The sequence below is a fragment of the Paenibacillus silvae genome (assembly GCF_014639235.1).
Taxonomy (GTDB): domain Bacteria; phylum Bacillota; class Bacilli; order Paenibacillales; family Paenibacillaceae; genus Paenibacillus; species Paenibacillus silvae.
In genome coordinates this window covers 224,096-243,966 of record NZ_BMFU01000004.1, presented here as the reverse complement: position 1 = coordinate 243,966, position 19,871 = coordinate 224,096, and the positions used below count along the sequence as shown (strand labels likewise).

Below are 19,871 nucleotides of genomic sequence, written 5' to 3'. Positions count from 1 at the left end.
GGACTACAGCACCTGGTACTAATCAATCCTCTGTAAAAAAAGAAGCTCTCACTCAACAAAGTCATCAATAAATTCTCGCGTTGCTGACACAAAAAAGCACACCTCTTGTCGTTAAGACAAAACGTGCGCTTCGATTTCATGTATGAAAAAAGATTAACCCTCTTTATTGAAAGGCTCGTCCGCTACTTTAATGGAGTCGGTCGGGCAGCCATCGCATGCATCCTGCATATCGTCAAACAGATCTTCAGGAATAGCTTTGATGCCTTGGTTAGCGTCGCCGTCAAAGATTACTTCTGCCAAGCCCTCATCGTCATAATCATAGATGTCTGGCGCTGTTGCTCCGCATGCGCCGCATGCAATACATGTATCTTTTTCTACCCAAGTATATTTGCTCATTTTACAATCTCTCCTCCTAGGATTCACCACGTACAGTGTTTTTATCTAGAAACATATTAATACAAAGCAAGAATAATTACAAATAAAATTGCACCCGCAAGTCTTTATTATCCCCTATTCAGTCCAGACTTTGCAAGTTATCTTTTTGCAGTGAAGTTCCTCGCACCTTATGGTTGCGGAGTAATGTGGAAGGATCATCGCCAAGCATGCCTGCGGTCACAACTGCATTCTCACCAAACTTATCACGCAGTTCATCCATGATCCGAATCAGACTTTCCTTTTTCGGCTTTTGCTCGTATTCAAACAAGTCCATCTGCACAGCTGATTCCTCCCGCGGAATCAGACTCTGCAGCGTGATGCCAAGCATGCGTACCGGCTTGCCGTTCCCCCAGTGTTTCGCAAAGAGCTGGCAGGCCTCCCGGTAGATGACTGCGGCATCCTCGGTTGGTATGCCCATCATGCGTGATCTGGTGATTGTTTTCATATCAGGTGTACGAATCGTAATCTGAATGCCTTGACTTAACATTTCGTGCTTGCGTAATCTTCGGGCCACCTGATCGCTAATGTTCAGAAACACTCGGTGAATATCATGTATTTCCGAAACATCGGCAGGCAATGTGGTCGTATGACCAATGGATTTATTCGCTTCCCGTTCAGCAACGACAGGGGAGTGATGAATGCCATTTGCCGAGTTTTTAAGCCACGTTCCGTTAATACCGAACAGATCTGTCAGCATTTTTTCATCCGATTTAGCCAGCTGACCAATCGTATCAATACCGATTTTTTTTAGCTTCTCGGCCGTTTTCCTTCCAATTCCAAACATCTCATTACAAGGTCTATCCCATAAGATGCGGGGAACGTCCCTCATCCGCAGGATCGATATGCCGTTTGGCTTTTTGAGGTCCGATGCCATTTTGGCCAGCAGTTTATTTGGTGCGATCCCAATAGAACAAGGCAGGCCGAGTTCGTCCCTGATTCTCCGCTGAATCTCTTCAGCGATCTCCACTGGTGTACCGAATTGCTTCGATCCTGTGATATCCAGATAACACTCATCAATCGAAGTCGCCTCGAGTTGAGGGGTGTAGCTGTATGCAATCTGCATAAAAGCTCTGGAGTATTGGCGATATAAGTGAAAATCCGGACGTATAACAATCAGATCCGGGCATTTCTTCATGGCCTGATGCACGACCATTCCTGTTGATATGCCCCTGCTTCGCGCTGTATACGAACAGGTTACAATTACTCCTTTGCGAAGCTCGCTGCTGCCTGCAACAGCCGTTGCTCTTCCTTTATATAACTCGGGCTCCTCGGCCTCATGTACAGAACAATAAAAGGCATTCATGTCCACATGCAAAATAACTCTGCCCGCTGCCGGATAATACTCGCTTACATCCACTGGAGGATTGCTGTCTGAAGACTTCACGCCCCCCACCCTTTCTATCCTCACGATTCATTGATCTGGGTCAACCTGTTTATATAGTATATCAAAAGTAGAATATAAATTCAGGCTTCGTCGCTGAGTATATTTATTTTCAACCTGCAATCTGCAATTGTTCCGCCAACCTGTGAATTCTATGTAGCATTTGGCTATAATGATGCTATAATAATTAATTATACAAATTCACGAGTTTGGGACAAATCCATTCAACGAATTTAACACAGTGTAGCGTTGCTGAATCGAAGGATTTATCCATTAACTTCTTCACCTGCTTTTTAACCCTTCCATCAAACTTATAAAAAAGCGCTTTACCTTAAAGGAGGATCTTCATGTCAAAGGCCATTTCCATCTTCGATACGACTTTACGTGACGGCACGCAAGGAGAGGGCGTCAGCTTGTCCGCAGACGACAAACTCAAAATTGCCAAAAAGCTGGATGACCTGGGTGCTCATTATATTGAAGGCGGAATTCCCGGCAGCAACACCAAGGACATTGAGTTTTTTAAAAGAGTCAAGGAACTGAAGCTCAACGCCAAGGTTGTTGCATTCGGAAGCACTCGCCGCAAAGGCAGCATTGCCAGCGAGGATGCCAATCTCAAGCGTATTCTTGAATCCGGGGCACAGGCAGCCACACTCGTCGGAAAGTCATGGGACTTCCATGTGCACACTGCCCTACAGACAACGCTTGAGGAAAATCTGTCGATGATCTATGATTCCATCGCCTATCTGAAACAAAGCGGCATGGAGGTCATCTTTGATGCAGAGCATTTCTTCGACGGCTTCAAGCATAATCCCGAGTATGCGCAGGCTGTCATGAGCAAAGCCCACGAAGCCGGGGCTGACTGGCTTGTGATGTGTGACACCAACGGCGGGACAATGCCTCATGAAGTGCACGAGATCGTATCCAGTCTGCATCTCCTGCTGCCGCAGGCACACCTCGGCATTCATACGCACAATGACTGCGAACTTGCTGTTGCCAACACCCTCAGCGCTGTACAAGCCGGGGCACGACAGGTGCAGGGCACTATGAACGGTTATGGCGAGCGCTGCGGTAATGCCAATCTTGCTTCCATTATTCCGAACCTGCAGCTGAAGCTGGGATACGAGTGTGTAGCTGAGGATTCCATGAAGCAGCTTACCAATGTTGCTCGCTATATCAGCGAGATCGCCAATGTTAATATGCCAATCAATCAACCGTATGTCGGGAATGCAGCCTTTGCCCACAAAGGCGGTATCCACGTATCTGCCATTTTGCGGGATTCACGCACCTATGAGCACATTGTGCCTGAGCTTGTCGGCAACAAGCAGCGGGTACTGGTCTCCGAGCTGGCAGGACAGAGCAATATTGTCTCCAAAGCTCAGGAGATGGGACTGGAATTCGACCCGAACAGTGCCAACTCACGCCAGATTATCGAGAAAATCAAGGATCTGGAGCATCAAGGTTATCAGTTCGAAGGCGCAGATGCTTCACTTGAATTGTTGATCCGCGAAGCAAATGGAGACATGAAGGAACTGTTTACGTTCGAATCCTTCAAAATGCTTGTAGAGAAAACAGCAGGCAAATCGGTTGTTTCCGAGGCTTTTGTGAAGCTGAATGTGGCCGGAACTAGTGTATACACCGCAGCTGAGGGCAATGGTCCGGTTAACGCGCTGGATAATGCACTTCGTAAAGCATTGGTCCAGTACTTCCCTTCACTCGCTCACATGCATTTGTCTGACTATAAGGTACGTGTACTCGATGAGAAGGATGCTACCGCAGCCAAGGTTCGTGTATTGATTGAGTCCAAAAATACAGAAAACACCTGGAACACAGTTGGTGTATCCGAGAACGTCATTGAAGCCAGCTGGGAAGCACTTGTTCACAGTTTCCGATACGCCCTGCTTCAGGAGCGTATTCTGGACGAGCCAGATGCACGTTCGCTCCCCACTCACGGTTTAGTTAACCATTAATAGCTCAACTCTTTTCCTTATTTCCCGGAAAATAAAAAAAGCTTCTGCAGCCATTTCTCATGGTGCAGAAGCTTTTTTTGTGAATGTTCAGCGAATGCAAGCAATCTTGTTTTCAACAGTACAGCCGATATTTTAATTTGCAATTAACTTTTTAATCTTTTTCTCAAGCTCTTTTTCCGGCATGATGCCCAAAACGATCTCTTGAATGACTCCTCTGGAATCGATCAACACATTTGTTGGAAATGCCATGCCATTATACAGCGCATACACAGTCCCCTTTTCATCGAGCGGAATCGGGAAGGTCAGCTTGTACTCGTCAACAAAAGCTTTGGCATCCTTCAATTTATCGTATGAAGTCACGTTCACACCATAGAGATCCATCTTATCTTTATATTTCTCCGCTAACTTGTTCAGCTCGGGTGCTTCCTGCTTGCAAGGATCACACCACGAGGCCCAGAAGCTGACAAATGTCGCCTTCTCTTTTGTACCACCCACGCTGTACGTTTTACCATCAAGCCCTGTCAGACTGAACGGAGGGGCCAGTAGACCAGCCTTTGCACCAGTCTCTGTTGGCATCGGCTCCTCCTGCTTGAAAACAGCAGTAATGCCTCCCTCTGTATTTCGGGCCATAGTCAATGTAACAAGCAGGACAACCCCAAGCATTATGTATTTGTTACGTTTCATCACTCGCCACCCTCTTTTGAATTGAACATTCAAAATGTCTCCGAATTAAGCTGCAAACATGCCTCCATCATATTGTACCCTTTTCCTTAAAAATTTTACAATCTGCCTAAAGCAAAATAAAATGAAAAAGGACTCCTGCCTGAACAGGAGCCAAAAGAGAGAGGGGTGAATACAAATGGCAGCACTTCACGGGCAGCAAAAACCCTTAACCATCCCCCGCTCGGTGGAACAGGAAATGTCGAGGCACATGCATCTTTCGCTGCCGCAGGAAGCCTGCGGGGTTGTGCTGGGTGAATCCGCAGCGGGCGGCATACGAATCAGTCGGTTTCAGCCCATTCGTAACGTAGCGCCTGACCCGCTGCATCATTTCGCACTGGATCAAAGAGAATGGATTCGATGTATTTTTTCCGGCTCCATCATTGTTGGTATCTTTCACACACATCCACATACCCTACCCATTCCTTCATACGAGGACCTGCAAGCCCTGCCTGATTTTGCCGGAATGGTCCAGGTGTATCTCATCGGATCACCGAATCTGGAGATCAGCTCTGTAGACTCAAGGATTAATGCGGAATCTTCGGATTTTACGCTTGGTATGAATTCTTCGGACACAAACAACTCGATATCCCGTATGCTTCTGAATGCCTATCAGATTGCAAAGACCGATGAGCAGCAGCCACACAGCGCATCGCTCGAACACCCTTCATATTATCTGATACCTATGCAGCTACGCGTGACTTAGCCGTGTATACAGGTCGCCCAACGTTTCAATATTTTTATATTTCATATCTTCCAGATAACAGGACCATAATTGTGCTGTCATCTTGGCATCTTCGAGCGCATGATGCCGGCCATAGATCGGAATGCCCCTTGATTCAAGCAATTCATCCAGACCATATCCGGGTCTGGTTGGCTCAAGCCAACGCGCAAGCATCATCGTATCAATCAACCGATGCGTCAGCCTGACCTTGGAGGTTCGCCACAAGGCCGCATTAAGGAACGCACGATCATGCGCACTCGCATGTGCAACCAGTACATTGCCGCCGACAAAAGACATGAAATCATGCAGTCCCTCAAGCAGCGTCGGAGCCTCCTCCGTCATCTGCTGTGTAATTCCGGTAAGCTCTGTAATATGCTTGGGTACTGCCGTTTTGGACTGCACTACCGTGTAGAACTGCTCCTCTTCCAGCACGACGCCCCCTCGAATGCGCACCGCACCAAAGGACAAAATCTCATCCCCATACTGGGGTGAAAACCCCGTCGTTTCCAGATCAAACACAACTGCATTGAGCTCATTCAAAGGGGTATGCAGCACTTCAGGTCTGCGCTGCTCCCTCATCATCGAACGGATAAACGCCATATGTTGCGCCGTAGGGGCTCCCATAATGGAAGCGATGGCGGAAGGAACCCCTCCCTGACGCAGCGAATTCCAAAATCCTGTATTGCCCCTTGCCGGCTCTCTCATGGACGTCTCCTTTCTGCGAAACGCAACTGTCTTTGCAAAGCGCGATGAACCCGCTTGACCAAGCCTAATGTCTCCCTCAGATCATAATGAATCTGCTTTTGCTTCATCTGTTTCTCATCCAGGAAACCACTACTCTGCTGCAGCTCCTGCTGCATTACGATCGGTGTACTACGGCGCAGCTTCAAAGCAGCTGTAAATGCGCGCTGACATGCATCCATTAACGGAAAAGGTACCGCCTCAAGCGAAGTGAGTCTTTCCATCCGTTTTACCGTTGACGATTCCTGAATTCCATGATGCAAGGCCAGAAATCTGGCACTGTTTACAAGCGGGATGTAGACCCCGTATTTGACATCAAAACCGCCCGCGTGCTCACCAAATCGTTCCGTAACGACACGGCCGAGTATGTTCAACGTAGCCTTATGCTTCACCGTATTACGTAACACTGCATCTGAAAGCTCAGGCACTCGGCGGAATTGCTCATAAAAGCTTGCTAGCCACTCATCGGCAAGACTTCTCTCGCCTGCAATAAAGCGCATATCCGACGCAATGATCAGATTACGGATCGGCTCCCAGCTCAGGTCTGAACTCCACTCCAGGAGCTGCTCCTTCCAGGCTGTGAGCGTTTTGCACCACAACGGCTCTGAACACATCACCTTTCCTTCACATTTCGCATAACCAAGCTGCTCTAACAAATCTGCCATCCGTCCGCCAAACTCGTCAAAGTAGGCTTCTTTCCCCTCATGCGCAGCATCGCTGATGATCATGCCATTATCCTGATCACTCCATAATGTTGCCTCTTCCCTGCCAGAGCTTCCGAATACGATAAAGGCATAGGGGACGGGAGGCTGACCGAAGCCATCCTCTACCATCCCCTCAATGCATAACTCTACTGCTTTTCGAGCAATGCGGTCATGCAGTTCATTTACCGTTTCGTACCATTCCATTGGCGACAAGGAAGCAAACATCGATTGCTGGAGCTCTCTCTGTAAAGCGACTCGTACCTGGCGCAGCTCATACACAGAGGCCGCGCCATCGATGCCATGATAAGACCAGAAAGGATTTGTTGTTGAGATAGGTTCCATCATATCCAGCCTCCTTGAAGCAATTTCAATCATGATTCACCTCAGGAGCTGAACGTACCGCCCGATTTGGATTCTGCATGCTTCATTTGCTCAGGATAACCATACGTACCATGTTCACTGAGATCCAGACCCATGGTTTCTTCTTCTTCAGTAACGCGGATACCCATGATTGCTTTCATACCGCCCAGAATAATGAAGGACATGACGAGTACGAAGGCAAATGCGCCTACAAGACCTAACAGTTGTACACCCAGTTGGTGGAATCCACCACCATAGAACAGACCCGCTTGACCTACGCCTACTTTTTCAGCCAGTTCAGGTGTAGCGAACAAACCAGTGGAGATTGCGCCCCACATACCAGCAATACCGTGTACGGAGAATGCATAGATCGGATCATCAATGCCTTTGCGATCAAAATATTGTGCGGTGAAGAATGTAATGATACCTGCCAGTGCACCGATCACCAGAGCGGCCCAAGGTTCTACGAAAGCACATGCACCAGTAATCGCCACGAGTGCTGCAAGCACACCGTTCAGCATACTAGGAATATCCGATTTTCCAAGAACTGCCCAGGAGATCAACAGCGCAGCAACACCACCTGCAGCAGCAGCTACGTTTGTAGTTAATGCCACATATCCGAAGAAGCCCTCACCCATTGCAGACAACGTACTACCTGGGTTGAAACCGAACCAGCCGATCCAGAGGATGATTACACCGAGTACAGAATACACTTGGTTATGACCCGGAATGATGTTAGGTTTGCCGTCCTTGTTGTATTTACCGATACGAGGTTTAAGCAAAATGGTAGCTACGAGCGCTGCAGTCGCACCAGTCAAGTGAACAACTGTTGAACCTGCAAAGTCTTGCATGCCCAGCTCAGCGAGCCAGCCGCCGCCCCATACCCAGTGCGCAACAACCGGATACATAATAATGGTGTACAAAGTACCGAATACGATATATACGCTCATTTTTGCACGTTCTGCCATACCGCCGCAGGCAATCGCCAGAGACACAGCAGCAAATGCAAGATGGAATACAAATTTAATGGTCAGTGGAACATCGGAGAAAGCCAATGATTCGAAGGAAGCTGCCATGTTATCTCCACTCATGAAGAAACCTGTTGTTCCAAAGAATCCGTTACCATTACCAAACCCTAGGCCAAATCCAAGTGCCCAGAATGCGATAACTGAAATGCCCAAGGTCAGGACTGTTTTACCCGCAATATGTCCAGCATTTTTCATTCGCGTAGAACCTGCCTCCAGAAGCGCAAATCCCCCTTGCATAAAGAACACCAGTACTACGGCCAGGAACGTAAAAGCTGAATTCAGACCGCTTTGAAGCTCAACCGTACTTGGACCCTCAGCAGCAGCGAATGCACTCATCGGAAAAGCTAGTAAAGTAAGCATTGCTAACATTGAAACCAACCATTTCTTTCTCATATACCCCACTCCCTCTTATGTTATATTTCTTCACATATCGTGAAACTCTTAATGTCATTATAAGCAGAAGACAGGAAAGTTGACAAGAGTATTTTCATCATTTTTCAAAATAATTTATGGGAATAAAGTCTTACGTCTTTTTCTTGCACTTAAGTACATATTCTTATCGTGTGAGCACATAGATATAGAAATGAAGGCAAGCTATGCCAAAGCATAACGTTTGACTGTACGGTTCATGATCATGTATCATACTTATTAGTAATAATAACTGGGCGCATTTAATGAAGCGCTTGTGGAAACTACATTTCCCTACATTTGAACTTGCAAGCGAGGTGAATATCATTGGGGATATGAAACTTTTTCGGATTGGTGAACTTGCCAAGAACGCTGGTGTAAGCGAACGGACAATTGACTATTACACAAAACTTGGGCTCATTGCTCCTGAAGAAAGAACTCAAAAGAATTATCGTCTCTATAGTCATGAAACCTTAACCAGACTTGAACGTATTGTACAGATGAAACAGGAGAAGTATAGTCTCGAAGAGATCAAACAATCTCTTGAGAAATGGCGTCTGGTCAGCACAGAGGAACAGGTAGCAAGCAAACTGACAACACTTGAACTACATGTACAGCAGCTTGAACGAGAGGTGAATGAACTCAAACCACTTCTTGGAGAGATGAAACCTGTACAAGCTCGCAAGATGATGGCAGGACTACTCACCAAAAGTGCAGGCACGATGGAGGCATTAAAAATCCTGCTTGAAAACACCATGATGTAGCTTATTATGAAAGCGGAGGAATGAATATGAGTTTTAATAATGGTATGTTCGTACTGATCATTATCGCCTTTTTGCTCTCTTTATGGGCGCAATTTCGAGTCAAAGGCACCTTTAGACGCTGGTCGGAAGTTCCTAACCTGAGCGGAATGACCGGTTATGATGCAGCTCGCCACATGCTGGACGCGAACGGCTTGCATGATGTACCGATTGAACCGGTTCGCGGTTCACTCTCTGACCACTACGATCCCATTAATCGCGTTGTTCGCTTGTCTGAGCCTGTATACTACGAAAGATCCATCTCGGCCTTGTCCGTTGCATGTCACGAGGTTGGCCATGCGATCCAACATAAAGAAAGTTACCCGATGCTGGCACTGCGTCACCGGATTTTCCCGATTGTAAACTTTGCATCCGGAATTGCCCCGCTCTTGTTGATTGCAGGTTTTATTTTTAACGCGATGAACCTGGTGGGCGTTGGCATTATTTTCTTCTCAGTGACGGTTGCCTTTCAATTGATCACCTTGCCGGTTGAGTTCAATGCCAGCAATCGCGCTCGTGAGATTATGGTATCCGAAGGTTATATCCGCAACGAAGAGGAAAAAGGCGTAGCTAAAGTGTTGAATGCTGCAGCATTAACTTATGTTGCCGCTGCATTGATCTCGCTGCTTGAGTTGATTCGTTATATCGGTATCTTCAACAGTCGTGATTAATTCATCCACCTGCACAGTATTATAATAAAAAAACAATACCCCACCGTTTATTCGGATGGGGTATTGTTTTGCTGTAAACCAAAGTAATGAAGCAAAAACGAGCGGAAGGACTGGGCAACCAGCGGAAGCTTATCATCTGCACGATGAATCAATCCAATCGTCCTGGTTACTTTCGGATGAGAAATCTCCACATGTGCTGGCTGTAATGGATTGGTCTGAAATAACGCCATTTCCGGCAGTAGACTGACACCCATACCCGCGGCCACCAGACCCCGGATCGTATCTGTCTCTTCGCCCTCAAATGCAATCTTAGGTGTAAATCCCGCCTCCAGACAGGCATGCCATACAATTGGACGAAGTGAGTACCCTTTGCTAAAGAGCACAAACTTGTCATCCTTCAATTGCTCCAGCGCAATCTTTTCTTCACCAGCGAGCGGATGATTGGGCGGCAAAATGGCATGCAGCTCCTCGGTCAGAACGATGTCTCCCGCTACCTGATCATGCTTTTCGGGAAACGGTGAGATAAACGCCAGATCCACTTCAGCAGATAACACATCGCGGATCAATGTAGGATACATCCCCTGCTTGAACCTGAATTTCACATTCGGATAACGCTGACGAAAAGCAGCCACCACCGAAGGAATCAGATGAATTCCCAGACTGTGGGGAAAACCGATACGAATTTCCCCGTGTTCCGGGTCAAGAAACTCATGCACCTCTCCAACAGCTTTGTCGAGGTCTTTCAGTATGCCTTCAACCCGTTTGCAAAAAAGCTGACCGACCGCAGTTAACTGCAGATTTCTTCCTTTTTGCATAAATAGATCCACACCCAGCTCTTCTTCAAGCTGATGAATCTGCCTGCTGACCGCAGACTGCGCCACATGAAGCTCTTCAGCCGCTTGTGTAACGTGTTCCTTCTGCGCCACCTTTAAAAAATAATGCAACTGTCTTAATTCCACTTGCCTGATCGCTCCAATCTGTTATACCCTTCTCTATCCTCAAACGCATTCCATCTTGAGAACGTCCCGACTATTTCCTGAACATACGCGGCTTCCACAAACGAATGATTAAACCGTAAATAAAGAAACCACCCAGCAAACCGCCTAAATGAGCCATCCAGTTGATGCCTGACATCGCAAAGGAGAAAATGATCCCGAACAACAGCAGCGTATACAACGTCTTGCGTGATGTCTCATCCATCAGGCCGCGCTGGAACAATGCCACATAGAGAAACGCCCCATATACGGCATAGATCGCCCCGGATGCTCCAACCGAAATGGTAATCTTGTCAATTGAATTGTAATACGCAATCGCAAGAATATTGCCGACCACGCCTCCGCCCAGATACAACACTCCGTATCTTAACGAGCCAAGCAGCCTCTCCATCGGCGGAGCAAACACAATCAAAGCAAAACTGTTAAACAGAAGATGACTGAATCCCGCGTGCAAAAAGATGGACGTCACATAACGCCACCATTCATGGGCTAACAATTCATAATTTGTCAGTGCTCCATACTGCAGCAGCACCAGACTGTTCGTCGAACCCCCATTAAATGTTAACACAAGAAACATAATTACATTCGCAATTAATAGCAGTGATGTCAAAGGAAAGAACTTCAAATAGCTTTTCCAATTTTCATAACGGATAAATATCATAGACTTTTTGCTTTCACTCCACCCTGTCAAGATCAGACACACTTTCTCAGATCCATCGTAATGCGCACGCCCGGATTGGACAATGCCTTTCATAAAAGATTATAATGGATTTTGGCACGGATCACCAATTTATAAGGAGGAACATTATTTATGACACAAGAACGTACAGGCGCAGCCACATTTAAAGGCAACCCTATTACCTTGATCGGACCTGAATTGAAAGTAGGAGATCAAGCTCCAGACTTCACTGTAAGCAAAAACCTGCTTGAAGACGCATCTCTGAAAGACTTCGCAGGCAAAATCAAATTAATCAGCGTTGTTCCTTCTCTGGACACTGGCGTATGTGATGCACAGACTCGCCGCTTCAATGTGGAAGCAGCAGATCTCGGAGAGAACGTTGTTGTTCTGACTGTCAGCGTTGACCTTCCATTCGCACAGGAACGTTGGTGCGGTGCAGCGGGCATTGACCGCGTAGTAACCCTCTCTGACTATAAAACGCGTTCTTTCGGCGAGAACTATGGCGTTCTGATCAAGGAATTCCAGCTCGACATGCGCTCTATTTTTGTAGTGGATGCCGAAGACAAAATTACATATGTGGAGTACCTGCCTGAGATGACAGACTCCCCTAACTTCGAGCAAGCCATTGCTGCTGTAAAAGCTTTGCTGTAAAACAGGTTTCATAGGTGCAGAATAAAAGCGAGGAAGGTCCGCCTTCTCTCGCTTTTTGTATGCCATCCTTTATGTTTACTCGTTCACCTTATATTTGCTCAGCTTTTTATCCAATACAGAGAACAAGTTCATAATTGTACGATAATTTGAGCCCAAGTCCCCCATTGAACCACGGGAAGCCGAGTACATATCCACTGCGCTGCGCACAGGACTTACCGAAATAATGGAAACTGTAATATCCATCGTGCGCCCGAAAGTTGTACGCTTCTCCAGTATGATCTCACCTACCGAGTGCACTTCATGCAGCACTTTGTAACCCGGAATTTTTTTGAGTGTTGAAGAAATCTCTTCCCAGGCCTTATCCTTAGATAGATTGTAATAACGCGTTTTTAATTTGGGATCCTTGGCTCGATCGCTGGTTCCCTCCATGCTGCGGATGATACCGACGAGCGTTCTCTTTAAGGTCAAGACCCTTCCTCCTTTAAGTGTAACCGTTCCATTTATGTATTCTAGTGTAACATTGTTCTTGTAGTAACAAAAGGGTAAGCATCATATTTAACAAAAATATAACCCAGACTGCCTGCCAGGCTTAATTATTCATCATATAAGCCAGTAAAACAACATAAAAACACCCCGGCTTCCTTCGATGAAGGAGAAGTCAGGGTGCTGTACATTGTAACATTAGGAACCCGCCTATGCCGTCCGGCTACATTGTCTTATGAACCTGCTTGGCAGGTGGGTGACTGCAAAAATGCGTTTGAAGTCCCCTTGTCGTATAGACAGGGCTTTTCAGCAACATTTTGTGTTAATCTCCCAAAGACATCATCATTGGTTCAAAACAACGAATAACCGAAACGTACATCGCAGGATGTACAATTATTATATCCCTAACTGTGTAAAAAGTAAATGCCACAGCACCACGTTTTATTTAGACTGTGTAAAATCCTTTTGGTCAGCCGCTTCAGCACCCTTAACCTCTTCATTAGCATCATCTGACTTCTCAGCCAGCGCAGCAGCCTCCTCTTCTTCCTTTTGCAATTGAAGCTTCTGCATCTGCTCCTGCATTTTGTTGTAGGTCGCATAGAAATTAAAGAACGCAAACCAGGCTATAATGCTCATAATGAAAAAGATAAACAGTACCGGATAACGCAGTCCGATATAGAACAGCAATCCGCTGCCCAACAATGTGGAGAATACGCGGAAAGGCCGAATCAGCGTCAGAAGCACGGCATTTTTGATAATAAGCCCAATGGACATATGATAGTGTACAACCATTGAGAAGAAGTTAAACAAGGACACAAACAGCAACAGGAGCAGCACAAGCATAATGATACCAACAAGCTGCATGTTGCGGAACTGCGTCATATACACTGTATAATCCAGGTACATAATAGCAAACAGCAGTGTGTAGAAAATACCCCCGATTAAACTCTGCTTGTAGTTTTCCTTGTAACCTGCGAAGAATGTACGGAAGATCGGCACATCGGTGTCTCCCATATTCCATTTACGAACGACCGTGAACAACGCCGCTGTAGCCGGAAAAAGTGTAAGCGGTGCCACAATGGCTATAGCCCAGTTCATTTGTAATGATTCATTGGCGAGATTCTGCTGCATCACTAGCAGTTTCATGATCATGAAAAACAGGAATGGTGACGAACAGATCGCCCACAATAGATTGGTTGCAGCCAGTCTCGTAATCCACTCTGTCAGCCGGTATATCCCGCCCATAGCTCCTTTAAACTCCAAACAATTCTCCCCCTCCGTACCTTGCCTATAACCTCAAGTCTAATATTAATATACCTTATTATATATAGGAAAAGCCAGCACTTCCCGAAAGAAGATCACTTTCGATAATATGTAACTCGTTAATAAATGGAAAGTTTATGAACATTTACAAAAGCAAAAAAGGATGGAGCAGCTTCCTGCTCCATCCTCATTAACTCGTATGCTTATTCGAAAGAGCTGTCTCTTGCTGGACGACGTCCTTCATTGTTGCTTGGGCGCGGTTTGCGATCACGGTTGTAGCCGCCTTCTCTGCTTCCACTTCCGCCGCTGTTACGGTCACGGTTGTAACCGCCACGTCCACCACCATTGCTGTTGCGATCGCGGTTGTAACCACCGCCGCCACCGCTACGATTACCGCTGTAACCTGATGGCTTACGTCCGCCGGAGCGAACATCCGGTCTGCGACGTTTTGCACGGATTGGATCTTCAGGAGTCAGATCAACCTGAGCATCTTTTTTGTCGCCTGTCAGAAGTTTCAAAGCTGCGGACAGCAATTGAACGGAGTCATACTGCTCAAGCATTTGAATTGCGATGCCTTTGTACTCGTTCAGTTCACCGGATTGAACAATCTCCAGGAGACGTTCAGCAGTTACACGTTGTTTTCCTTCAACCGCTTCAGCCATCGTTGGCAGTGGTTTACGCGGAATACGGTGACGAGTTACACGCTCGATGAAGTGCAGGTGATCAATCTCACGCGGTGTAACGAAAGACCATGCAGCACCCTCTTTACCCGCACGGCCAGTACGACCAATACGGTGAACATAACTCTCAGGGTCTTGCGGAAGGTCGAAGTTCACTACGTGTGTTACGCCGGATACATCGAGGCCACGAGCGGCTACGTCTGTTGCAACGAGTACATCAATGCTGCCGTCACGGAACTTACGCATTACGGTATCACGTTGGTTTTGGGACAAGTCGCCATGCAAGCCGTCAGCAGAATATCCGCGTTTTTGCAAAGCTTCCGCCAACTCGTCTACACGACGCTTCGTACGTCCGAATACAATCGCCAGTTCAGGAGATTCCATATCCAGCAAACGGCTAAGTGCTTCGAATTTTTGACGCTCAGGTACTTCAATATACGCCTGGTCAATCAACGGAGCGCTGACTTGTTTAGGAATAACAGAAACGTGTTCTGGATTAGTCAAAAATTGTTGAGCCAGTTTTTGAATGTTAGGAGGCATTGTTGCAGAGAACAGCATCGTTTGACGATCGTCTGGAACCTGTTTCAGGATGGATTGAATATCCTCCATGAAGCCCATGTCGAGCATTTCATCTGCTTCGTCCAGTACAACAGTTTGTACATCATCAAGTTTGATGGTTTTGCGGTTGATGTGGTCAAGGAGACGTCCTGGTGTACCGATGATAATCTGTGGTTTTCTTTTCAGTGCACGAATCTGGCGTACGATATCTTGTCCGCCGTAGATTGGCAGGGAGCGCAGACCTTTGAAGCGAGTAAGTTTTTCGATTTCTTCAGCGACTTGGATCGCAAGTTCACGTGTAGGTGCCATAATGAGGGCGCGGATTTTATCATCCGTTTTGGAGATTTTACTAATCAACGGAATACCGAATGCTGCAGTTTTACCTGTACCCGTTTGAGCTTGACCAATCAAGTCTTTGCCTTCAAGAGCGATCGGAATCGACTTGGATTGGATCGGTGTTGCTTCTTCAAACCCGAGCTCAGTGATGGCTTGCAGCACCAGTGGTTCAAGATTGAAATCTGAGAAATTTAAATTTGTCAAAATTATTCATACTCCTTTTATATGGTGGACATGGTGGACAATCCACTTTGTTGTCTGTATTCTTAAGTAGCGTTAATATTTATAGGGTATCCCAACGGGACGAATTATTTTCACGAACGAACATAATTCCATGAATGGGTCCCCAACATAAGACTAAAACTACAATCATGCGTTTGAAACATTTCAAATTTTAGCTTTCGATTTGGGAAAAGTTTCCTACTCAAGAATATCCACAAATCATTATATCATAAAACTATTCAAGATTACCAGCAATCTGGTTTTAAATAAAAATGAGGTGATTAAATTGCCCAAAATAATTTGGCACTCTTTAGTGATCATTTTGGGTGCTGCAGCAATTGCTTGCGGCTTTAACTGGTTTTTGGTCCCCCATCAGCTGCTAAGCGGCGGGGTATCCGGTATTTCCATGCTTCTGGGTTATTTTACAAATCTGAACCTTAGTGTAATGTATTTCGTTCTTAACATTCCCCTGCTTGTTGCAGGTTGGTTTATTCTCGGACGTCGTTTCATTATATTGAGCATTGTTTCGGTAGCAGCCACCTCCTGGTTCATCGCCCTGCTGCCTGTTTCTGCTGTCGCCACTGATCCGCTGTTAAGCTGTGTGTTTGGCGGTGTGCTCGTTGGAATCGGTACTGGTTTTTCATTCAGAGTTGGCGGTTCCACGGGAGGATTGGATATTATAGGTTCGATTTTCACCCGAAATCGCGATTTTCCGATCGGTACCGTAATGGCAGGCATGAACGGGGCAATTATTCTGCTAGCAGGTTATCTGAACAATAACTGGAACATCGCTCTTGCCTCCATGGTTTCCATCTATGTTACAGGTAAAGTGCTGGATCTCATTCATATCAGTCACGTCAAGGTCACGCTGTACATTATTACGAATGAAACCGAAGCGATGCTGAAAAAGCTGCTGGTTCGTCCGCGCGGGGTTACAAAAATTAAAACGCAAGGGGCATATACCGACATTGATAAGGATATGTTAATGACTGTGACAACACGTTATGAACTGGTCGAGATTAAACGCATCATCAAGGAAACCGACCCTAAGGCATTTGTTAACATTGTAGAAACGGTCGGCGTTATGGGCTCCTTCCGTCGCAGTTAGGCATATGCCCGTTAACAATTCACAAGTTTGTGGTATAATAATGGTGCACCGCTCTTAAATATGTTGTAAGCAGGTTCTGACCTTTACTTTTCACAAGCCATATGCTTTCCCGATTCGCGCCGAATGACTTACCATTTTGGAATTCGAGTAGGAAAGGGTGATTATTGTGGATATGGAAACGGTAAAACTGTTTGAAATTGTCAACAAATGGTGCCCGGAAATGCTCCCTTTCTTGAAACCGAATGAACTCGACTCGCTGATTGTGCTCCGGGATGGGCTGGGCATCCTGGAACAGGGAGATGCAATGGAAATCATTCAGTACAGTATTTGCGAGCATCAGAACGATGTGTATATTCAATAAAATCTTTTTGCAGATGGATCACGCCGCTTCTTGACGAGGAGAACCTACGTCAGGAAGCGGTTTTTTACTATATACTGTTCAAACCAACCAAAATCCTCTACAATAAATAGCTGTCTGATATGACATCATCATGATAACTTTACAGATCGCGAGGCAACTTCAGGTGAATATGAACACAACGAGCTTTTCACAAAAAATTAAACAGTTTTTGATTATATTTCTGCCGATCTTCACGACACAGATCGCTCTCTCAGCCATGTCCTTCTTTGATACCAACATGTCTGGAAAGTTCTCCCCCGCTGACCTTGCAGGTGTTGCCATCGGCACAAGCCTGTGGATGCCGGTGCAAACCGGTCTTAGCGGCATTCTGATGGGCATCACCCCTGTCGTTTCTCATCTGCTCGGCTCTCGTCGCCATGATCAGATTGGCCACAGCGTCATTCAAGCCTTATATCTCGGCATAGCCGTAGGCCTTGTGGTGCTGGGTGCAGGCGCACTGCTGCTAAGCCCTGTCTTGAACGGAATGCCGCTGGAGCCGCATGTCGCCAATGTTGCTTTTTATTTTCTATGTGCACTTGCGTTCGGTATCATGCCGCTGTTCGGGTACACCGTGCTGCGCAGCTTCATGGACGCTCTTGGACAGACAAGAATCACAATGCTGATTACCCTGGTCTCCCTGCCAGTAAATATTTTACTTAACTATGTGCTGATCTTCGGACGCTGGGGATTTCCGCAATTGGGCGGGGTTGGCGCTGGCGTAGCCACAGCTTGTACATACTGGCTTATTTTCCTGATCAGTTTGTTTTTTGTTCATCGCATTGAACCTTTCGCCCAATACGGCATTTTCCGCCAGTGGTCATCTGTGTCCTTCCGCAAATGGAAAGAGCTGCTGCTCATCGGTGTGCCGATTGGATTTGCAACCTTTTTTGAAACGTCTATTTTTGCTGCCGTTACGCTGCTGATGAGCCGATTTGATACCGTCACCATTGCAGCCCATCAGGCAGCGCTGAATTTTGCTTCCACACTTTATATGCTGCCTGTGAGCATCTGTATGGCCCTCACAATTCTGGTCGGGTTCGAGAACGGAGCCGGACGATTGAAAGATGCCAAGCAGTACAGTGTGCTCGGCATCGGAGGTGCTGTTGCTCTTTCCTTGATTACAGCCGTTATCCTGCTGTTGTTCGGGGAACAGATCGCTGGTGTTTACTCCAATGAACGTGAAGTTATTACTTTGACTCAGCATTTCCTGATCTATGCGATTTTCTTCCAGATTTCAGACGCGATAGCTACCCCGACTCAAGGGGCGCTGCGCGGATATAAAGATGTGAACCCGGCCTTGATCATTACTTTTGTTGCTTACTGGATTATCGGTCTACCTACAGGATATATCACAGCTACCTATACTTCACTAGGCGCGTTTGGATATTGGATCGGTCTTATTGCCGGATTGGCCGTAGGCGCAGCTACACTTCTATGGAGACTTTTCCGAGTGCAGCAGCAGGCTGCCCTTCGACCTTCATCAGATTGAGCTATTCAATGTAAATTACATTAGAACACTAAAAAAAGAGCACAGTCCGTATCAACGGAACTGTGCTCTTTCTTGATTAAACATCTATTATTGGGACAAACGTTGCGCCAACTCATATGTTTCCATATCAAATGCTTTTTTTGTATTTACCACTTTGTCGATGTCCGTAAGAACCAGCTCACCTTTGATAATTCCGCAGCCTTTATCCGTTTCGCCTGCAATCAGACTACGCACTGCGAAGTCACCGAGGCGGCTTGCCAGGTTGCGGTCAAACGGTGTCGGCGTACCGCCACGCTGAATGTGTCCAAGAACGGTAACACGCGGCTCATATGTCGGGCAACGTTCCATCAGTTCTTTGGCTACATCTTCACCTTTACCTACGCCTTCAGCGACGATGATGATACTGTGGCGTTTGCCATGTGCAAAGTTGGCTTTCATCCGTTCAGCCACTTCATCCATGTCAAACGGAACTTCCGGCACCAGGATCGTTTCTGCTCCCGAAGCAAGTCCGGCATGCAGCGCGATATCACCGCAGTGACGGCCCATAACCTCAACGATGGAAGAACGCTCATGGGAAGACATCGTGTCACGCAGCTTGTTTACCGCATCCACCACAACGCTTACCGAGGTATCAAATCCAATGGTGTAATCCGTAAACGAAATATCATTATCAATCGTGCCTGGCAGCCCCATCGTGTTAATGCCGAGCTTGCTCAGTTTGTTCGCACCATTATATGAACCGTCTCCCCCGATCACAATGAGACCGTCAATACCGCGTGCGCGCAAAATATCTGCGCCTCTTTGTTGGCCTTCGGCGGTATAAAATTCTTTACAACGTGCAGATTGCAGAACGGTGCCCCCGCGCTGGATAATATCTCCGACACTCCGCAGATCCATTGGGAAAATGTCATTGTTCAAAAGCCCTTGGTATCCGCGTTGAATACCGAAAACTTCCAATCCGTGATATAGTCCGCTGCGAACAACCGCACGAACAGCCGCGTTCATCCCCTGTGAATCACCACCGCTCGTTAACACTGCAATTTTCTTTACTGCTGTCATGATGTTTCT

20 protein-coding genes and 1 other RNA gene are annotated in these 19,871 nt (G+C 46.6%); 8 read left to right on the top strand and 13 right to left on the bottom strand.

Annotated elements, in window-relative coordinates; genetic code table 11:
• Window positions 1-153: 153 nt before the first annotated feature.
• Window positions 154-396 (bottom strand): ferredoxin, encoded by a 243-nt coding sequence (locus IEW26_RS15465; protein WP_111273095.1) that lies wholly within the window; start codon window positions 394-396, stop codon window positions 154-156.
• A gap of 118 nt (window positions 397-514) precedes the next feature.
• Window positions 515-1,819: a DNA polymerase IV gene (locus IEW26_RS15460; RefSeq protein WP_188593036.1), complete on the bottom strand. Its 1,305-nt coding sequence runs from the start codon at window positions 1,817-1,819 to the stop codon at window positions 515-517.
• A gap of 344 nt (window positions 1,820-2,163) precedes the next feature.
• On the opposite strand from IEW26_RS15460, the gene cimA reads away from it, so the two are divergent.
• Entirely contained in the window at window positions 2,164-3,783 is a 1,620-nt protein-coding gene (cimA, locus tag IEW26_RS15455; protein WP_145402886.1) for a citramalate synthase, read from the top strand.
• Between the two features lie 132 nt (window positions 3,784-3,915).
• Here cimA and IEW26_RS15450 read toward each other — a convergent pair whose 3' ends face one another.
• A complete protein-coding gene (locus IEW26_RS15450; RefSeq protein ID WP_188593035.1) occupies window positions 3,916-4,467 on the bottom strand; it encodes a TlpA disulfide reductase family protein in 552 nt (183 codons plus the stop codon).
• Between the two features lie 175 nt (window positions 4,468-4,642).
• On the opposite strand from IEW26_RS15450, the gene IEW26_RS15445 reads away from it, so the two are divergent.
• Window positions 4,643-5,209 carry a M67 family metallopeptidase gene (locus IEW26_RS15445; protein ID WP_188593034.1) on the top strand — a complete coding sequence of 189 codons (567 nt, stop codon included), beginning with the start codon at window positions 4,643-4,645 and terminating at the stop codon, window positions 5,207-5,209.
• Here IEW26_RS15445 and IEW26_RS15440 read toward each other — a convergent pair.
• From IEW26_RS15440 to IEW26_RS15430, 3 genes are read right to left on the bottom strand one after another with little or no spacing between them, the layout of a single operon-like run.
• Complete coding sequence (locus IEW26_RS15440; RefSeq protein ID WP_188593033.1) at window positions 5,195-5,932, bottom strand: exonuclease domain-containing protein; 738 nt, start codon at window positions 5,930-5,932, stop codon at window positions 5,195-5,197. The genes IEW26_RS15445 and IEW26_RS15440 overlap by 15 nt on opposite strands.
• Complete coding sequence (locus IEW26_RS15435; RefSeq protein ID WP_373288497.1) at window positions 5,929-7,014, bottom strand: DUF294 nucleotidyltransferase-like domain-containing protein; 1,086 nt, start codon at window positions 7,012-7,014, stop codon at window positions 5,929-5,931. Before IEW26_RS15435 ends, IEW26_RS15440 begins: the two co-directional genes overlap by 4 nt.
• A 41-nt stretch (window positions 7,015-7,055) precedes the next feature.
• Window positions 7,056-8,453, bottom strand: coding sequence for an ammonium transporter (locus IEW26_RS15430; RefSeq protein ID WP_111273100.1), 1,398 nt, complete (start codon window positions 8,451-8,453; stop codon window positions 7,056-7,058).
• Between the two features lie 350 nt (window positions 8,454-8,803).
• On the opposite strand from IEW26_RS15430, the gene IEW26_RS15425 reads away from it, so the two are divergent.
• On the top strand, window positions 8,804-9,232 hold the full coding sequence (locus tag IEW26_RS15425; protein ID WP_111273109.1) for a MerR family transcriptional regulator: 429 nt from the start codon (window positions 8,804-8,806) through the stop codon (window positions 9,230-9,232).
• A gap of 26 nt (window positions 9,233-9,258) precedes the next feature.
• Window positions 9,259-9,939, top strand: coding sequence for a zinc metallopeptidase (locus IEW26_RS15420; protein WP_110893446.1), 681 nt, complete (start codon window positions 9,259-9,261; stop codon window positions 9,937-9,939).
• A gap of 47 nt (window positions 9,940-9,986) precedes the next feature.
• On the opposite strand, the gene gltC is transcribed toward IEW26_RS15420, so the two are convergent.
• The gene (gene gltC / locus IEW26_RS15415; protein WP_111273101.1) at window positions 9,987-10,898 is read right to left on the bottom strand and encodes a glutamate biosynthesis transcriptional regulator GltC; all 912 of its coding nucleotides are present in this window, start codon (window positions 10,896-10,898) and stop codon (window positions 9,987-9,989) included.
• A gap of 70 nt (window positions 10,899-10,968) precedes the next feature.
• Window positions 10,969-11,595, bottom strand: a complete 627-nt coding sequence (locus tag IEW26_RS15410; protein ID WP_145403769.1) for a rhomboid family intramembrane serine protease — start codon at window positions 11,593-11,595, stop codon at window positions 10,969-10,971.
• 150 nt (window positions 11,596-11,745) lie between these two features.
• Between IEW26_RS15410 and tpx the strand changes: the two genes are divergently transcribed.
• On the top strand, window positions 11,746-12,264 hold the full coding sequence (tpx, locus tag IEW26_RS15405) for a thiol peroxidase (protein WP_188593031.1): 519 nt from the start codon (window positions 11,746-11,748) through the stop codon (window positions 12,262-12,264).
• A 75-nt stretch (window positions 12,265-12,339) separates the two neighbouring features.
• On the opposite strand, the gene IEW26_RS15400 is transcribed toward tpx, so the two are convergent.
• From IEW26_RS15400 to cshA, 4 genes are all read right to left on the bottom strand, one after another.
• Complete coding sequence (locus IEW26_RS15400) at window positions 12,340-12,732, bottom strand: DUF1499 domain-containing protein (RefSeq protein WP_111273102.1); 393 nt, start codon at window positions 12,730-12,732, stop codon at window positions 12,340-12,342.
• Between the two features lie 214 nt (window positions 12,733-12,946).
• Window positions 12,947-13,137, bottom strand: a non-coding RNA gene (gene ssrS / locus IEW26_RS15395) — 6S RNA.
• Between the two features lie 51 nt (window positions 13,138-13,188).
• On the bottom strand, window positions 13,189-14,010 hold the full coding sequence (locus tag IEW26_RS15390) for a YesL family protein (RefSeq protein ID WP_145402889.1): 822 nt from the start codon (window positions 14,008-14,010) through the stop codon (window positions 13,189-13,191).
• 203 nt (window positions 14,011-14,213) lie between these two features.
• Window positions 14,214-15,788, bottom strand: coding sequence for a degradosome RNA helicase CshA (gene cshA / locus IEW26_RS15385; protein ID WP_145402890.1), 1,575 nt, complete (start codon window positions 15,786-15,788; stop codon window positions 14,214-14,216).
• A 304-nt stretch (window positions 15,789-16,092) separates the two neighbouring features.
• Here cshA and IEW26_RS15380 point away from each other — a divergent pair, with 304 nt between their 5' ends.
• From IEW26_RS15380 to IEW26_RS15370, 3 genes are all read left to right on the top strand, one after another.
• Window positions 16,093-16,914, top strand: coding sequence for a YitT family protein (locus IEW26_RS15380; protein WP_111273105.1), 822 nt, complete (start codon window positions 16,093-16,095; stop codon window positions 16,912-16,914).
• A gap of 172 nt (window positions 16,915-17,086) precedes the next feature.
• Entirely contained in the window at window positions 17,087-17,275 is a 189-nt protein-coding gene (locus IEW26_RS15375; protein WP_174812284.1) for a hypothetical protein, read from the top strand.
• A 169-nt stretch (window positions 17,276-17,444) separates the two neighbouring features.
• Window positions 17,445-18,803 carry an MATE family efflux transporter gene (locus IEW26_RS15370; protein WP_188593301.1) on the top strand — a complete coding sequence of 453 codons (1,359 nt, stop codon included), beginning with the start codon at window positions 17,445-17,447 and terminating at the stop codon, window positions 18,801-18,803.
• 87 nt (window positions 18,804-18,890) lie between these two features.
• On the opposite strand, the gene pfkA is transcribed toward IEW26_RS15370, so the two are convergent.
• Entirely contained in the window at window positions 18,891-19,862 is a 972-nt protein-coding gene (gene pfkA / locus IEW26_RS15365) for a 6-phosphofructokinase (protein WP_111272739.1), read from the bottom strand.
• Window positions 19,863-19,871: the final 9 nt, after the last annotated feature.

Bases quoted from the DNA above. Each gene is read 5' to 3' on its own strand.
- IEW26_RS15465 (WP_111273095.1), bottom strand. From the start codon at position 396: ATGAGCAAATATACTTGGGTAGAAAAAGATACATGTATTGCATGCGGC.
- cimA (WP_145402886.1), top strand. From the start codon at position 2,164: ATGTCAAAGGCCATTTCCATCTTCGATACGACTTTACGTGACGGCACG.
- IEW26_RS15450 (WP_188593035.1), bottom strand. From the start codon at position 4,467: ATGAAACGTAACAAATACATAATGCTTGGGGTTGTCCTGCTTGTTACA.
- IEW26_RS15445 (WP_188593034.1), top strand. From the start codon at position 4,643: ATGGCAGCACTTCACGGGCAGCAAAAACCCTTAACCATCCCCCGCTCG.
- IEW26_RS15440 (WP_188593033.1), bottom strand. From the start codon at position 5,932: ATGAGAGAGCCGGCAAGGGGCAATACAGGATTTTGGAATTCGCTGCGT.
- IEW26_RS15435 (WP_373288497.1), bottom strand. From the start codon at position 7,014: ATGGAACCTATCTCAACAACAAATCCTTTCTGGTCTTATCATGGCATC.
- IEW26_RS15430 (WP_111273100.1), bottom strand. From the start codon at position 8,453: ATGAGAAAGAAATGGTTGGTTTCAATGTTAGCAATGCTTACTTTACTA.
- IEW26_RS15425 (WP_111273109.1), top strand. From the start codon at position 8,804: ATGAAACTTTTTCGGATTGGTGAACTTGCCAAGAACGCTGGTGTAAGC.
- IEW26_RS15420 (WP_110893446.1), top strand. From the start codon at position 9,259: ATGAGTTTTAATAATGGTATGTTCGTACTGATCATTATCGCCTTTTTG.
- IEW26_RS15410 (WP_145403769.1), bottom strand. From the start codon at position 11,595: ATGATATTTATCCGTTATGAAAATTGGAAAAGCTATTTGAAGTTCTTT.
- tpx (WP_188593031.1), top strand. From the start codon at position 11,746: ATGACACAAGAACGTACAGGCGCAGCCACATTTAAAGGCAACCCTATT.
- IEW26_RS15375 (WP_174812284.1), top strand. From the start codon at position 17,087: ATGGAAACGGTAAAACTGTTTGAAATTGTCAACAAATGGTGCCCGGAA.
- IEW26_RS15370 (WP_188593301.1), top strand. From the start codon at position 17,445: ATGAACACAACGAGCTTTTCACAAAAAATTAAACAGTTTTTGATTATA.
- pfkA (WP_111272739.1), bottom strand. From the start codon at position 19,862: ATGACAGCAGTAAAGAAAATTGCAGTGTTAACGAGCGGTGGTGATTCA.